A 15,533-nucleotide genomic window follows, 5' to 3' on the forward strand; every position below is an offset into this window, starting at 1 on the left:
TTTCTGCGGGAGGGAAGACGGCCACGCAATGGCCGCGCATGAATGGAGGCTTAGGGTGCCATGCCGACCAACCGCAGGATGAATGCCAGGGGAAAACGGCTCATCACCACGGCTCTTGTGCTGGCGCTGACGGCGGGCGTCGCCGGTTGCGGAACCGACAAGCTCTCCACCGGCTCTATCGCACGCACCAGCGGCAAACCGCTGGAAAGCATGTCGGCCGGCGAACTGCACAATGCCACCGGCGCACTTGGCCAATCCTACGCGAAGAACCCCAACGACAAGCGGATAGCGACGAACTATGCGGCGGCATTGCAGATGGATGGCGACGCCGATCAGTCGCTGGCCGTGATGCGCAAGCTCGCCATCGCTTTGCCCAAGGATCGTGACGTGCTTGCCTCCTATGGCAAGGCGCTGGCCGCCAATGGCCAGTTCGAGGCGGCGCTCGACGCCGTGCGCCGCGCTCAGACACCGGAATATCCCGACTGGAAGCTGGTGTCGGCCGAAGCGGCCATTCTCGACCAGACCGGTCAGAAGGACGATGCGCGCAGGCTTTACCGCAAGGCGCTCGACCTCAAGCCGAACGAGCCTTCCGTGCTCTCCAATCTTGGCATGTCGTATGTGCTGGAAGGTGACCTGCGCACCGCCGAAACCTACATGCGCTCGGCCGCGCAACAGCCGAACGCGGACAGCCGCGTCCGCCAGAACCTGGCACTGGTCGTCGGCCTGCAAGGCCGGTTCGACGAGGCCGAGAAGATCGCCTCGCAGGAGCTCTCGCCCGAACAGGCGCAGGCAAACGTCGCCTATCTCAGGCAGATGTTGGCCCAGCAGAATGCCTGGAGCCAGCTCAAGGACCAGGACAAGCCGAAATCCGCGACCAACTGAGACCACAATCCCGATGCCCAACGAAGAAGCCGCGCTGCATGCGCGGCTTCTTCGTTTGAGGGAATGCAGGAATTTACCTCGCCGCTACTGGGCGTTTGTTGCCGGCGCCGCATGATCGCCGAAGATACCGCGTTGGCTGACCTGAATGCCGGCGGGACCCAAAATGATGGCGAAGAGCACCGGCAGGAAAAACAGGATCATCGGCACGGTAAGTTTTGGCGGCAGGGCGGCCGCCTTCTTCTCGGCCGCATTCATGCGCATGTCGCGGCTTTCGGCGGCAAGCACGCGCAGTGCATGCGCCACCGGCGTGCCGTAACGCTCGGCCTGGACGAGCGCCTGCGACACCGACTTGACCGAATCCAGGCCGGTGCGGCTTGCCAGGTTCTCGTAGGCCTGCTTGCGCTCCGGCAGATAGGAAAGCTCGGCGTTGGTGAGGATGAATTCTTCCGCCAGCGCCACCGATTGCGCACCGATCTCGTCGGCGACCTTGCGCAGTGCCGCTTCCACCGACATGCCCGATTCGACGCAGATCAGCATCAGATCGAGCCCATCCGGCCATGCCATCTGGATCGACTGCTTGCGCTTGGTGGCGCGGTTGTTGACGTAGATGACCGGTGCGTAGAAGCCGCCGTAAGCAACGAGGACGCAGACGAACAGCCTGATGACCAGTGGCTTGTCGGGCAGCCCTCCGAGCACGAAGATGTAGATTGCGGCCAGCGCGAAACCGACAAAAGGAAGCACGAGACGGAAGAAAAGGAACCGCGTCAGCGGATTCTGTCCACGAAAACCGGCCACCTTGAGTTTCTGCAATGTGCTCTCATCGGCGAGCGCGCGTCTCAGATCCAGCCGGTCGACAATGTTGCGCATGCCGATCGACTGTTCCTCGCGCAAGCCCTTGCGACGGCGGTCGGCCTCGACCGCAAGCCGGGCGCGCTGTTGCGCACGCAGTTCGTCGCGTTCCAGCGCAACGGATTTCATGCGTGACTTGAGCTGGTTTCCGCCAAACGCCGGCAGCAAGGTGAGGACGGTCGCAAACACCGCTATCGCGACCAGCATCGCGATCAGGAAGCTCGGATCCGTCAGGGTCTTGATGACTTGCTCGGTCATGCCAGCATCCTAGACTTCGAAGTTCATCATCTTGCGCATCACCAGGATGCCGATCGACATCCAGACCGCAGAGCAACCAAGGATCAGGTTTCCGACGCTGGTGTTGAAGAGCGGCATCAGGTAGGCCGGGCTCGACAGGTAGACGAGAAAGGCGACGATGAAGGGCAGCGCACCGATGATCGCGGCGGACGCCTTCGCTTCCATCGACAGCGCCGCGACCTTGGCTTTCATCTTCTTGCGATCGCGAAGCACGCGCGAAAGATTGCCCAGCGCCTCGGAGAGATTGCCGCCGGCCTGCGATTGAATCTGGATAACGATGCCGAAGAAGCTTGCCTCGGTGCAAGGCATGGTTTCGGGCATGCGCAAGGTCGCGTCGGGGATAGAGAGGCCCATCTGCTGTGAATCGACGATGCGGCGAAACTCGGTCTTCACGGGTTCGGGCGATTCGTTGGCGATCAAGCGCACGGCGTCGTTCAGCGGCAGGCCGGACTTGACCGCGCGCACGATGATGTCGAGCGCGTTTGGAAATTCGTTGAGGAATGCCTTGACCCGGCGGGCGCGACGAAACGTGACGAACCAGCGCGGCAGGCCCAGCCCCCCGGCCAACAGCACGCCCGGCAAGGCGATCAGCGGGGCTCCGGCCACAAAGGCGACCATCGTCAAAACGATGCCGCATATTGCGGAATATATATAGAAACACTCGATGGTGGTCTTGAGGCCGGCCTGACGAAGCTGGGCTTTCAGCGGCGGTTTCTTGACGCGGCTGTCCTTGGTTTTCTGCTTGGCGTCGAGTTCGTTGAGAGAATCCTGAACCGATTTGCGCCGCTTGGTGGCTTCCGCCACGCGGTCGCGCGAGGCCTTGACGACGGAGCGATCCGTCTCGGCGGTCCTGATCGTTTCGAGCCGCTTGCCGGCCTGTTTCTCGTTGCTGATCCGGGTGAACAGAAATGCATAGGCGACGGCGCCGGCGCTGAAGCCGGCGAGCACGACAAACGCCAGTACTGTGCCGTCAATTCCAAACATTGGCCCGAACCCTTACACCCCAGCATACGTCAGTCAGCGCGTTTCTCCATCGCCTCGAGCGCAATGGCGAGACGCTGCTCCTCGCCGTAATAGCGTGCACGCTCCCAGAAATGCGGACGGCCGATGCCGGTCGATACGTGCTCACCCAGCAGCCGGCCGTTGGCGTCCTCGCCCTTGATGTTGTAGAGGACGATGTCCTGCGTGATGATGACGTCGCCTTCCATCCCGATCACCTCGGTGATGTGGGTGATGCGGCGCGATCCGTCGCGCAAGCGCGCCGCCTGGATGATCACGTCGATGGAGCCGACGACGATTTCGCGCACTGTCTTTTGCGGCAGCGAATAACCGCCCATGGCAATCATGGATTCGATACGGTTCAGGCATTCGCGCGGGCTGTTCGAGTGGATCGTGCCCATCGAGCCGTCATGGCCGGTGTTCATCGCCTGCAGCAGATCGAACACTTCGGGTCCACGCACTTCGCCGACGATGATGCGCTCGGGCCGCATGCGCAGACAGTTCTTGACCAGGTCACGCATCGTCACCTCACCCTCGCCCTCCAGATTGGGCGGGCGGGTTTCGAGGCGTACCACATGCGGCTGCTGCAATTGCAGCTCGGCCGAGTCTTCGCAGGTGATGACGCGCTCCTCGCGGTCGATATAGTTGGTCAAGCAATTGAGCAGCGTCGTCTTGCCCGAACCGGTGCCGCCCGAGATCACGATGTTGCAGCGAACACGGCTGATGATCTTGAGGACTTCGGCGCCCTGCGGCGAGATGGCGCCGAACTTGACCAATTGATCGAGCGTCAGCTTGTCCTTCTTGAATTTGCGGATGGTGAGCGTGGCGCCATCGATGGAGAGTGGCGGCGCGATGACGTTGACGCGGGAGCCGTCGGGAAGGCGCGCGTCGCAGATCGGGCTGGATTCGTCGACGCGGCGGCCAACCTGGCTGACGATGCGCTGGCAGATGTTGAGGAGCTGCTGGTTGTCACGAAAGCGGATGCCGGTCTGTTCGACCTTGCCGTTGACTTCGATGTAGACGTTCCTGGAGCCGTTGACCATGATGTCTGCGATGTCGTCGCGGGCGAGCAGCGGCTCGAGCGGCCCATAACCGAGCACGTCGTTGCAGATGTCCTCGAGCAGCTCTTCCTGCTCGGCGATCGTCATTGCGAAGTTCTTGATCGCGATGATGTCGTTGACGATATCGCGGATTTCCTCGCGCGCGCTTTCAGGATCAAGCTTGGAAAGCTGCGACAGATCGATGGTGTCGATGAGCGCGGAGAAGACCTGGCTCTTGGTATCGTAATAAGTTTCGCTCTTTTCGCGCTGTGCCCGCTTCGGCTCAGGCGCCAATGGCGGTGCCTCGACCGCACGGCGCGCCGGCGGTGCGACAGGCGCGCTTGGCGCCGCCGCGGGCCGGATCAGAACCGCCGTGTCCATGGAACCTGCAGCCGGCGGCGCAACGGGCGCCGGTGCTGGCTGGCGAAATTCCGGCGTGAACCGGTTGCCGTCGTCGCTGCCTCTTTTACCAAACATGATCGACTACCGATTCCACTGCTGAAGCGTCACTTCTTGTTGCGCGAGAGCTTGCCGAGCAGGCTGCCGAGCCCGGCCTTCTTCTTGATCTTGATTTCGCTGCGCCCGGTCAGCACATGCGCCATTTCGTTGATCATCGCGACGACCGGGTTCTTGGCATCCATTTCGCCAAGCATGCGTCCGTTGTTGGCGGCATTGCCGAACAGCAACGGATCAAAAGCAATGACCGACATTGGCGACAAGCCGAGCGGCTCGGCGAAGTCGGACGGCGAAATCTCCGGGCGCTTCGGCACGCCGGCCTGGTTGATGATCAGCTTGGGCGGCGGATCATTGGGACGAAGCCGCTTGAGCATATCGACGAGGTTCTTGGTGTTGCGCAGATTGGCAAGTTCCGGTGTCGCGGTGATGACGATCTCGTCGGCCTTGACCAGGGTGTTCTTGGTCCAGCCCGTCCAGGCATGGGGGACGTCTAGCACCAGAAGCGGCACGCTGCGCTGGGCGGTGTCGATGAGCTGAACGAAGGCCTCGGGATCGAAATCATAGACCCGTTCGAGCGTCGAAGGTGCTGCCAGCAGCGACAGATGCTCGGCGCACTGGGTCAGCAGCCGGTCGAGATAGACTTCATCGATGCGTTCCGGTGAAAACACCGCCTCGGCGATGCCTTGCGCCGGATCCTGGTCGAAATTCATGTTGGCGGTGCCGAAAGCCAGATCGAGATCGGCGACGACCACTTCGGATTTGAACAGGGAGGACATCGCCCAAGCCACATTGTGGGCGATCGTCGAGGAGCCGACACCGCCCTTGGCGCCGACGAAGGCGATCGAGCGGCCGAGCGGCTCGGCTTCCGGATCGATAAAAATCGACGACACCACGCTGACGATGTCGGCCATCGAGACCGGCGCGATCACATATTCGGAAATGCCGTTGCGGATGAGCTCGCGGTAAAGGCCGACATCATTGTAGTGGCCGATCACCACCACCTTCGACGTCGGATCGCAATATTCCGAAAGCTGGGCGAGTTGTTCCAGCAATTGCTTGGGCTCGCTGCGCGATTCCAGCAGGATCAGGTTGGGCGTCGGCGCCGATTGGTAGAATTCGATGGCGGTGGGGACGCCGCCCATATGGACCTTGAGATGCGCCTTCGTCATGCGGCGGTCCTCGCCGGCGCGCTCGACCGGGTTGGCGACACCCTCGGTCTCGCAGAATGCCTGGATCGAGATGCGCGGGATCGGCCGCAACGCCTGCATCGCGGCGATGTCCTGCTGCGAGGTATCGCTGCCATCCACCGGGGCGTCGTAGGCAAGGTTGCTCATCGTCATGCTCTTTCCCGTGGCCTGTTCTATCCGAGACTGGCGGCTTAGTAGTCTACTTCCGAATTGCCCAGGAACTCATCCGAAAGGCCTCTTGCACGGTAGACATCGATCACCGCGCCGCGATTTTCAGCATCGATTGTGGACGGCTTGCGCGGGCCGAGCAGATCGGCCGGGTTGGCCATCTGGGCGGCAAGATTGTTCTGATAGGAGCAGCCGAAGTCGGCATAGTGCTTATTCTCCGACGTATCGACGAGGTCGGCTGGCCAGCGTCCGCATTTGTCGGTCTGCGCCCTCACCGCAACATAAGCGACGCGGACCGGCGAGGATATCTCGCTCGAGGCGGCCTGGTAAGAGGTGACGACAAGCCGGTTGCGCTTGACGCCGCTGGCGATCGCGAGCCGGGCGAAATCACGGGCCGCCGCGGTCGCGGCGACCTCGTTGGCCGATCCGCTCGGGACCTGGATCGTCAGCGTCGGGGCGGCACTTCTGTCATAGCCATCGAGGAAGCCAAGAAGTGTATCGCGCTGAGAGCCGGTCATGCCGCGGTCACCGGCACCAACCGGGAGGTCGATCTTTTGATTCTTCTCGGCGATCACGATCGGATGGTTGGTGCGGTAATCGTCCGGAATGGCGCCGACCGTGATGCTGTCGCGCTGGGCGCAGCCGGCCAGCAGAGCCGCCACCGCAACCGCCAGGACAGGAACGGCTCCCCGGCAGACCCGCGAGCGGCCAAAGCGCATCGCTGCCGCGATGGTGCTTGCCTTCAATGCTGACTGAGACATGTCCGCTTCCCCGCTCACTTGTAGATGAAGCCGACAACGCCGTGGTAGCGGCCGTTGGGCTTGTCTGTCTGCATGGTGCCGTAGACGCGATTGACGCGGCCAAGGAACATGCCGGCGCCATCGCTGGCGGCGTTGAAATTGTCGTCCGGCTTGGCAAGGTCGTTGCGTGCTACCGGCTTCACCAGATAGGGCGTGATGATGATCACGAGCTCGGTCTCGTTGCGCACGAAGTCCCTGCTGCGGAAGAGCGCGCCGAGCACCGGTATCTTTGTCAGTCCGGGCAACCCATTGACGGCTTGCCTGACATCGTCGCGAACCAGGCCGGCGATCATCATGGAGCCGCCTGAGGGCAGTTCCACCGTCGTATCGGCAAGACGCTTGCGCAGCGACAGGGCATTCATTCCGGGACTGGTCACGCCCGAGGAGAGCGATACGGATCCCTCGGTTGTCGGCTCGGAAACCGACGTCCTGACCTTCAGGCTTATGCGGCCGGGAGACAACACCACCGGCTGGAATTCCAGGCCGATGCCGTACTCGATCTTGTCGAGGGTGTAGGTTTTCAGGCCAGTCTGGTTGTCGGAGGATACGTTCTGGGAGACGCTGCTCACCATATTGTATTCACCGCCGACCTTGAAGGTCGCCTTCTCGCCTGATACGGCGGTCAGGGTCGGCTCGGCCAAGGTCTTCATGACCCCGGACTGCTCCATGGCGTTGATATAGGCCTGCAGCCCCGACGCGCCGATCTGGAAGCCCGAATTCGACAGCTGCTTGCCAAGGCCGGTGAAGTTGTCGCTGATCGAGCCGTAGCTGATGCCGTTGCTGCCACCGCTGCCGACCATGTTGACGCCAAGTTGCTTCATCACCGAACGGCTGACTTCGGCGACCGTGACCTTCAGCGTGACCTGGTCGTCGCCAATGATCTGCAGCAGGTTGACGATCTTGCTGGTGCGGCGCTCCTGGTCCGGGTTGTTGATGTCGACACCGCTCTGGGCCGAACCGCCGGCCGCCGTCTGCGAATATTGTCCCGTCGTCGCTTCACCACCCGAAACGAAGATCGTCGCCAGGTCGACCGCGCGTTTTGCGTCCAGCGGCGTGTCGACCGTTCCGGTCAGGACGACGTTGTCGTTGAGCAGTTCCACCTTGATGGTGGACGTCGGCAGGAAGCGCCTGATATAATCCTCAAGGCCGGCAACATCGCGTTCGACAGCCAGGTCCAGGCTGACGATCTGCTCGCCATTCGGGCCGAAGACAAAAATGTTCGTCTCGCCGACCGCCTTGCCGAACAGATAGATGCGCCGCGCGGTGCGGGTCACCGCATCGGCAACTGCCGGGTTGGCAACGAGAATGTCGTAGGCATCGCTCGGCAGGTCGATGACCACAGACTTGTTGAGGCCGAGCTTGACGCGCTGGGTGGCCGTCGATGCCGTGACCTGCGCGTTCTTTGCCTCGACGACGCTGCCTTGCAAATTCGATCCGACGAGCAGCAGGCCGAACGCCGCGGCTACAATTGCCGGCAGTTTACCGCTTAGCCTCATTTCCTTGCTCCCACTTCGGAAACTTCGCCCGACTTGATCAGCCTCACCGTTCCCCTGCGGCCATTGCCGGAAACGAGATAGTCGGCCTCACCCAGATTCTTTTCCTGCGTGTCCGCGACTGCCCGCAGCGCCAGGGTCAGGCGATCCGCCATCTGTTGGGCGACGGTGATGATCTCCGCCTGCTTGGGCGTCAGTTCCAGCGTTGCAGTCTGACCTACCCTGGTCTTCTTGCCTTCCTCGTCCTCCTGAATGGTCTGGTCGATGGCCAGGACGCGGATGTTCTTGAGGATGGTCTCGGTGTTGAAGCCGGCGGCGCCGCTGGCGGCATCGGCCCTGCGGGTCATGATGACGTCGACGAAATCGTTGGGAAGAATGAAGCCGCCGGCCGACGTATCGGCCGAGATGGCCGTGGCGACCGCCCGCATGCCGGAAGGCAGGATCGACGACATGAAGCTCTGCCCCTCGCCGATCAGCTTGGACCGCCGCAGCGGTTCTCCGGCATACATCGCCACACGGGCAACGGAACTCTTCAGCTTGTCCAGTGCCTCGGGCTCGGCGGTGCGGGTGATGAAATTCGCGTTGACGCCGTCGGCGGGCCAGGATTGCCAGGCGATGTTGTTTTGGATCGGGCTGCCCATCGGAACGTCGCCTGAAAGCACAAGCACATCCTGGAGTGCCACTGCCGGGGCCTGGGGACCGGAATCGACGACGACCTGGGGCGGCGGTGCCACCATGTTCTTCGCGACATAGCCAGCGCCACCCGCCGCGGCCACCGCCACGCTCAGAATTATCAATCGCGATGCTGGCATTTGTCCGAACCCTTGCCCTGGCAAACCACGTAGCCAAGCCGGACTTTGCAGCGGCAATCGTCAAAACAAGGTTAATGTAATGCTTACGATCGTGATTAATTTAAGGTTTACATAAATTAGCCGGAATGTGGTCTGGACGGCCAAAATGGCCGGGCCGGCCCTGTTGAGAACGGGGTTTCGGCAATGCTGACAGACAATAAAAATAAGATCGTGCTCAAGCCGCCAGCCTGGCAAGCGCCCATACCATCAAAGGCGAATCCGGATAGGTCAGCAACCCGCCAAGGCCGAGCGCGACGCCATAGGGGACACCTTTTGCCTCGTCGGCGAAATGGCGCAGAAACGGATTTTGGCCGGTAACGGCCGCAAGCAGCGACTTCCGGTAGAGGATGATGGCGAGCGTCAGCAGGCCGCCGATGATTGTCGAGGCGACAAAATATTCGACGAGATTGATATTGAGGCCCATCCACATCGCGCTGGCGGCCAGAAGCTTGGCGTCGCCGCCGCCCATGCCGCCCATTGCAAACAGGCCGAACGTCACAGCCAGGACCAGGGCGCCGGCGGCGAAATGTCCGCCATAGACCGCCCAGTCCATACCCGTCAGCGGCGCGACCAGCGCGAAAACGACGACGAGCAGCACCGGCACGCGATTGGCGATCGTCATCGACAGCATGTCGGAGATCGCGGCAAACAGCATGCAGAACGGAAAGACGACGAAGATCAGGGCTTCAAGCATCGGCGCTATGCCTATTGTCCGATTTCACGGGGCTCAATCTAAGTATGTTCGATTAACGATTGATGAGGCCAGGAACGAAAAGACGACCTATACTGGCGGCGGCATAGAAAAAGGGCCACCACGTGGCGGCCCTTTTCCAGAACGCAATCCAAATGCTCGGCGATAAGGCCGATCAGCTGCCGCTCGGCGTGCCGTTCAAGGTGGTTCCGATGTTGGTGAACTTAGCATTGAGCGCATTGCCGAGCGTGCCGGCGCCAGTGATGATGGCGAGCGCGATGAGAGCGGCGATCAGACCATATTCGATAGCGGTCGCGCCGGATTCGTCCTTCACAAAACGTGCGATGAGATTAGACATTCGAGAGCTCCTACTCCACGTGTTACAGCACTTCCGTCAACTTCTGTGATGGTTGATCGGATGCTGCCAATCTAGGGAGAAGCTCTTTCGATCGGCTTAAGAAACAGCCTTACCGATTCCTTTCCCGGTTCGAACATATTGCGTGGTTAACCTGGGGCTAATATACCACTGAGCCTTCTCGCCCCGGGTTTGTGGACTTCCGGACAGCGCCCGGCGGGCGTCCTTGTCTGCCATCGCATCATTGGCGACACCGCATGCTTAACCGTTGGTTCACCAATCTCGTTCATGTTCCGTTGATCAGTCCGCCTGCGTGGAGCGCCTCAATGGCCCAGCCGAGATCGTCAATCCTGATTGCCGCGCTTCTTGCCGTCTCGAGCTTCGTCGCGCCCGCCATGGCCGGCGCCGGCATCGAGGTCACGATGAACCAGGCCAAGATCGTCAAACTGTCGCGTCCCGCCGACACCATCGTGGTCGGCAACCCGGCAATCGCCGACGCTTCGGTGCAGGACGCTTCAACGATCGTGCTCACCGGCAAAGGCTTTGGGGTCACCAATCTGGTTGTGCTCGATACGGACGGCAGCCCCATCGTCGACGAGCAGGTTACCGTGGTGCGGCAAGCCGCCTCGTCCGTGCGCATCTATCGGCGCGCCGAAATCCAGACGATGTCGTGCACACCCTATTGCGAAAGCTCGTACAAGAGCGAAGCGGAGAAGTCTTCGGAAGCGGAGATGAGCGTCAGCCGATAGGTGGCGTTGCCGACTGCCGTTCCGGTTATTGGCTGGTTAAGAGGCCTGCGCCGACTTTAACGATCATCCAAACCGGACCTCAATCGGTTTGCGCTAATGCTCCTTCCGAGACCGCATAGAGATCGGCAGGATTGGACATGAGCACGGAATTCGGCTGCGCAGGCGACCACAGAGCGGGACGCCGAAGGTTTTTCGCCCGCTTCCTTCGTGACCGGCACGGCGCCACGGCAATCGAATTCGCGATCCTTTCAGTCCCCTTCGCGCTGCTTGTCTTTGCCATTCTGGAAAGCTGCATCTCGTTTGCCGGCCAGGAGGTGATGGCCAACGTCACCGACGATGTGGCGCGCAAGCTGCGCACCGGCCAGTTGAGGGCGGCTGACGTTGCCGGAACCAATTTGAGGGACATGATCTGCACGAAACTGCAGATCATCGTTTCCCAGGATTGTCCCAATCAACTGCTGGTGGATCTTCGCCAATATACGTCGTTCGCCGATGCGGCCACGGCTGGCTTCAAGATCCAGAACGGCGATGTCGTACTGACGAAAGGCACCGCAACCCAATCGTTCTCAGTGACAGCGGGTGCGGCGGAGTCGAGGAACATGCTTCGGGTCTTCTACAAGTGGCCTGTTATGACCGATCTGCTGGCGCAGTCGATGGGCGGCAACAAGACCCTGCATTTCGCATCGGTGACCTGGCAGAACGAGCCGTTCGACAACTGAGCGGAATGCACGAGCAGTATAAGAAAAGGGCAAGGGCATGATGCGTGCGGGGGCACATCTTATGATTACGGGAGTTTGGCGGAAAGCAAGTCGATTCTGGTCCGATCGCCGTGGCATCGCGGCGGTTGAATTCGCGTTGATCATGCCAATTCTGCTGATCATGTATTTCCTCACAATGGAAGCGTCGCAAGCCATCGAGACCAGCAAGAAGGTCAGCCGTATCGGCAGCATGGTGGCCGATCTCGTCACCCAGCAGACAAGCGTCCTCAAGGCGGATGTCGACGCCATCATGCAGATCGGCAGCGTCACCCTTCAGCCCTACAACCGCTCGCCCCCTAGCATCACCATCACGGCGATACAGGTTACGCCCGATGCGACGAGGGCACTGGTGGTTTGGTCACGCAAATTGGTCGCCGGCGTCGCCAGCCGTGGCGCCGGCGCCACCACCGAGACAACGATCCCGACGTCGCTCAGAGTCGCCAACACGTTTCTCATTCGCGTCGAAAGCAACCTCGGCTATACGCCAGCCATCGCGTGGAGCGCGAGCAGTCAACAGAAGCTTGGACTGACCTCGGCTTTCAGCAACATAACCATGGGCGAAACCTATTATCTGCGCCCCCGCAGAAGCGTGACGATCCCTTGCAGCGACTGTTGAACAGAACCAGCTAGGCCCTGCGCAGGGCCGCTACTGCTGCGGCTCACGGTCCGAAACGAAGCGCACGATAGCAGCGGCCATCTCGTAGTCTTTTGGCGCCACGCGAGCGAAGCCGCCGGAATGTCCCGATTCCAGGAGGGCGTAGATATCGGGCGTCGTCGACTTGAGGTTGGTGAGGAACACGGCAAGTCGACGCTTGGCTTCCGGGTCGAGATCGCTGCGGACCGCGTGCGGGCCGTATCTCAGCAGACCCGACGTCCACACGACACGAAGCGCCGTCACCGAGAGCCCTGCCGCCTCCAACCTGGCCTGCGTGCCCGACGGTTCTCGCGGGCCGTCGGCAGCGGCCGTCACCCAGCCAAACAGGCCATCAGCCTTGCCGTCGACCAGCATCGTCTCGGCCGCCGCGGCCGAATCGGCACGGGCCAGAAACGGTGCATCTTCCGCGATCTTGCGGCCTTCCGCGGCCAACGCCGCCAATGGCAGGAGAGAACCGCCGACGCTGTCCGAAGGCGCCATGGCGATACGATGGCGGTCCATCGCCGCAAGGTCGGGCAGCTTGCCGTCCCGCGTCAGCAGAACGGAGCGGATGCCGATCGCGCCGTCTGAATCGACCGGAGCGACAAGCGGTTCGATACATAAGCAGCGCTGCGAGGCCGTTGCATAGGCGGTGGCCGAATAGATCGCATATTCGATGCGGGAATCGGCCTGCGCCTCGATCAGCGCGGCATAATTGCGGGCAACGACAAACTCGACCTTCATGCCCAATGCTTTGGTGTAGGCGTCGGTCAACACAGCCAGCCCCGGAACGGCGTTGCCGGCACCTGGCTCGGCAACGATGCCTATGCGAAACGTGCCGATATCATCGCGCCAGTCGGCATGCGCCGGGTTGGACCAGAGCCCGACGAGCGCGCCCGGCCCCAGCAACAGAGCGGCATATGTCTTTAACGCAACCCTCATGACAGAACCGCCGTCTGTTTTCCCGGATCGATGCTCAGATCGTCATTCCCAAACCGCTGCGCACTTTTGGGCGACGCACTGCTTGCTTTGGGCAAGTCGTTGCCCCCAAAACCGCTGCGCACTTTTGGGCGATATGCACTGATTGTCACGCCTGCCCGTTGCCGTTTGGTTTCCGAATTGCCAATGAAGTCGCGGAACCCTATGTCTGGTCGGTCAAACTGGCAACAACTTGATGGCGCGCGCTTTCCTCTTCGTCCTGGATTCCTTCGGCATCGGCGGCGCGGCCGACGCCGACCGCTACGGTGACGCCGGCGCCAACACATTCGCGCACATCGCAGAGGCCTGTGCGGAGGGCCGTGCGGATCGCGAAGGGTCTCGTAGTGGACCGCTGTTTGTCCCTCATATGGCCTCACTCGGGCTTGGCAAGGCTGCCGAAACCGCGACGGGACTGGGATTTGCCAACAGCGGGGCGGATATGCTCCCAACTGCCTTTCACGGCGCCGCACAGGAGGTTTCGAGCGGCAAGGATACGCCATCCGGCCATTGGGAAATCGCCGGCCTGCCGGTGCGCCTCGACTGGGGCTATTTCCCGGATACGGTTCCGGCCTTTCCGGCCGAACTGACCGAGGCGATCATCCGTGAAGGCAAGGTGCCGGGCATTCTCGGCAATTGCCATGCGCCGGGCACCGAGATCATCGAGCGCTTCGGTGAGGAGCACATCCGGACCGGCAAGCCGATCTGCTACACGTCGGTCGACTCGGTCCTGCAAATCGCCGCGCATGAAGTCCATTTCGGCCTCGACCGGCTTTATGAATTCTGCCAGGTGGTGCGCAGGCTGGTTGACCCGCTGAGGATTGGACGGGTGATCGCGCGGCCGTTCGTCGGCGAAACCACCGCCACTTTCGAGCGGACATACAACCGTCATGACTACGCCGTGCCTCCGCCGGAACCGACCCTGCTCGACCGGCTGACGGCGCGTGGCAGCCGTGTCATCGCCGTCGGCAAGATCGGCGACATCTTCGCCCATCGCGGAATTTCGCAAGTGCGCAAGGCGGCAGGCAACATGGCGATGTTCGACGAGGCGCTGGGTGCGATCGATGATGCCGGCGACGGTGACCTCGTCTTCGCCAATTTCGTCGACTTCGACACCGAATTCGGTCACCGCCGCGATGTCGCAGGCTATGCTGCCGCGCTCGAGGCCTTCGACCTGCGGCTGCCGGAAGCATTTGCGAGGCTGCGGCAGGGCGATCTTCTCATCCTGACGGCCGACCACGGCAACGACCCGACCTGGGGCGGGACCGATCACACGCGCGAGCGCATTCCGGTGATCGGCACTGGACCGGGTCTCAAGGGCGGCGACATCGGACTGAGAACGACATTCGCCGACATTGGCGAGACCCTGGCCGAGCATCTCGGGCTGGCGCCCGGACGCTACGGCACTTCTTTCTATACGGCGATCGGCGGTCATGCCTGAATTGCCGGAAGTCGAAACCGTCCGGCGCGGACTTCAGCCGGTTCTGGAAGGCGCCACCATCGCCCGCGTCGAGGCGCGCCGACCGGATCTGCGCTTTCCATTTCCCGAGAAATTCGCGCAGCGGCTGACCGGCAAGACGATCACGGCACTCGGCCGCCGGGCCAAGTATCTGACGATGGACCTGGAAGGCGGGCCCGTGCTGATCTGCCATCTCGGCATGTCGGGCTCATTCCGCGTCGAGACGGCCGATGGCAGCGACATGCCCGGCATCTTCCGGCACGACCGCTCGAAAAGCTCCAATCACGACCACGTCGTCTTCCATGTCGAGTCTCCAACCGGTGCCCGGTCCCGCGTGATCTTCAATGATCCGCGCCGCTTCGGCTTCATGTTGTTTGCGGAGGGACTGCCGGACGTTCACCCGATGCTGGCTGGACTTGGCGTCGAGCCTACGGGCAACACATTGGACGGTGCGCTGCTCGCCTCATTGATGAAGGGGCGGCGATCACCACTGAAGGCAGCGCTTCTCGACCAGAGGCTGATCGCCGGGCTCGGCAACATCTATGTGTCGGAGGCGTTGTGGCGTGCCGGCCTGTCGCCGCTGCGCGAGGCGGGCACGATCGCCAGGCCCGGAAAGAAAGCCCAAGCCCAAAGCGAACACCTCGCGCAAGCCATTCGTTCGGTGATATCGGATGCGATCGCAGCCGGCGGCTCCTCACTGCGGGACTATATGCAGACCGATGGGTCGCTGGGCTATTTCCAGCACGCCTTCGCCGTCTACGACCGCGAAGGCGAGGCCTGCTCCAAGCCCGGCTGCGGCGGCCACATCGAACGGATCGTGCAGAGCGGCCGATCGACCTTTTATTGCCGGACATGTCAGCGGTGAGTTTGAGCAATTCCAGGAAAAGTGT

The 15,533-nt window shown here is 61.8% G+C and carries 16 protein-coding genes; 6 read left to right on the forward strand and 10 right to left on the reverse strand.

Going from position 1 to position 15,533, the window contains the following annotated elements; translation table 11 throughout:
* Nucleotides 1-60: 60 nt before the first annotated feature.
* Entirely contained in the window at nt 61-882 is an 822-nt protein-coding gene (locus X735_RS150800; protein WP_023811370.1) for a tetratricopeptide repeat protein, read from the forward strand.
* An 84-nt stretch (nt 883-966) separates the two neighbouring features.
* On the opposite strand, the gene X735_RS150795 is transcribed toward X735_RS150800, so the two are convergent.
* The 9 genes from X735_RS150795 to X735_RS150755 form a co-directional block, all read right to left on the reverse strand.
* The gene (locus X735_RS150795) at nt 967-1,989 is read right to left on the reverse strand and encodes a type II secretion system F family protein (protein ID WP_023811371.1); all 1,023 of its coding nucleotides are present in this window, start codon (nt 1,987-1,989) and stop codon (nt 967-969) included.
* A 9-nt stretch (nt 1,990-1,998) separates the two neighbouring features.
* Nucleotides 1,999-3,012, reverse strand: a complete 1,014-nt coding sequence (locus X735_RS150790; protein WP_023811372.1) for a type II secretion system F family protein — start codon at nt 3,010-3,012, stop codon at nt 1,999-2,001.
* 29 nt (nt 3,013-3,041) lie between these two features.
* Complete coding sequence (locus X735_RS150785; RefSeq protein ID WP_023811373.1) at nt 3,042-4,544, reverse strand: CpaF family protein; 1,503 nt, start codon at nt 4,542-4,544, stop codon at nt 3,042-3,044.
* A gap of 29 nt (nt 4,545-4,573) precedes the next feature.
* Nucleotides 4,574-5,863 carry a CpaE family protein gene (locus X735_RS150780; RefSeq protein WP_032909185.1) on the reverse strand — a complete coding sequence of 430 codons (1,290 nt, stop codon included), beginning with the start codon at nt 5,861-5,863 and terminating at the stop codon, nt 4,574-4,576.
* A 38-nt stretch (nt 5,864-5,901) separates the two neighbouring features.
* The gene (locus X735_RS150775) at nt 5,902-6,639 is read right to left on the reverse strand and encodes a CpaD family pilus assembly protein (protein WP_023811375.1); all 738 of its coding nucleotides are present in this window, start codon (nt 6,637-6,639) and stop codon (nt 5,902-5,904) included.
* Between the two features lie 14 nt (nt 6,640-6,653).
* Nucleotides 6,654-8,174: a type II and III secretion system protein family protein gene (locus X735_RS150770; RefSeq protein WP_023811376.1), complete on the reverse strand. Its 1,521-nt coding sequence runs from the start codon at nt 8,172-8,174 to the stop codon at nt 6,654-6,656.
* Nucleotides 8,171-8,983 carry a Flp pilus assembly protein CpaB gene (gene cpaB / locus X735_RS150765; RefSeq protein WP_023811377.1) on the reverse strand — a complete coding sequence of 271 codons (813 nt, stop codon included), beginning with the start codon at nt 8,981-8,983 and terminating at the stop codon, nt 8,171-8,173. Before cpaB ends, X735_RS150770 begins: the two co-directional genes overlap by 4 nt.
* Before the next feature lie 214 nt (nt 8,984-9,197).
* Nucleotides 9,198-9,716, reverse strand: a complete 519-nt coding sequence (locus X735_RS150760) for a prepilin peptidase (RefSeq protein ID WP_023811378.1) — start codon at nt 9,714-9,716, stop codon at nt 9,198-9,200.
* A 172-nt stretch (nt 9,717-9,888) separates the two neighbouring features.
* Entirely contained in the window at nt 9,889-10,071 is a 183-nt protein-coding gene (locus tag X735_RS150755) for a Flp family type IVb pilin (protein WP_023811379.1), read from the reverse strand.
* A 323-nt stretch (nt 10,072-10,394) separates the two neighbouring features.
* Between X735_RS150755 and X735_RS150750 the strand changes: the two genes are divergently transcribed.
* The 3 genes from X735_RS150750 (at nt 10,395) to X735_RS150740 (ending at nt 12,191) form a co-directional block, all read left to right on the forward strand.
* A complete protein-coding gene (locus tag X735_RS150750; protein WP_013533687.1) occupies nt 10,395-10,817 on the forward strand; it encodes a pilus assembly protein N-terminal domain-containing protein in 423 nt (140 codons plus the stop codon).
* 137 nt (nt 10,818-10,954) lie between these two features.
* The gene (locus tag X735_RS150745) at nt 10,955-11,536 is read left to right on the forward strand and encodes a TadE/TadG family type IV pilus assembly protein (protein WP_023811380.1); all 582 of its coding nucleotides are present in this window, start codon (nt 10,955-10,957) and stop codon (nt 11,534-11,536) included.
* A gap of 37 nt (nt 11,537-11,573) precedes the next feature.
* Entirely contained in the window at nt 11,574-12,191 is a 618-nt protein-coding gene (locus tag X735_RS150740) for a TadE/TadG family type IV pilus assembly protein (RefSeq protein WP_023811381.1), read from the forward strand.
* Nucleotides 12,192-12,221: 30 nt separating this feature from the next.
* On the opposite strand, the gene X735_RS150735 is transcribed toward X735_RS150740, so the two are convergent.
* Nucleotides 12,222-13,151: a PhnD/SsuA/transferrin family substrate-binding protein gene (locus tag X735_RS150735; RefSeq protein ID WP_023811382.1), complete on the reverse strand. Its 930-nt coding sequence runs from the start codon at nt 13,149-13,151 to the stop codon at nt 12,222-12,224.
* A gap of 232 nt (nt 13,152-13,383) precedes the next feature.
* On the opposite strand from X735_RS150735, the gene X735_RS150730 reads away from it, so the two are divergent.
* Both X735_RS150730 and mutM read left to right on the forward strand, forming a co-directional pair.
* Nucleotides 13,384-14,625: a phosphopentomutase gene (locus X735_RS150730; RefSeq protein WP_023811383.1), complete on the forward strand. Its 1,242-nt coding sequence runs from the start codon at nt 13,384-13,386 to the stop codon at nt 14,623-14,625.
* Complete coding sequence (gene mutM / locus X735_RS150725) at nt 14,618-15,508, forward strand: bifunctional DNA-formamidopyrimidine glycosylase/DNA-(apurinic or apyrimidinic site) lyase (protein ID WP_023811384.1); 891 nt, start codon at nt 14,618-14,620, stop codon at nt 15,506-15,508. Before X735_RS150730 ends, mutM begins: the two co-directional genes overlap by 8 nt.
* Nucleotides 15,509-15,533: the final 25 nt, after the last annotated feature.

The sequence above is a fragment of the Mesorhizobium sp. L2C084A000 genome, assembly GCF_000502875.1.
In the GTDB taxonomy this organism is placed as follows: domain Bacteria; phylum Pseudomonadota; class Alphaproteobacteria; order Rhizobiales; family Rhizobiaceae; genus Mesorhizobium.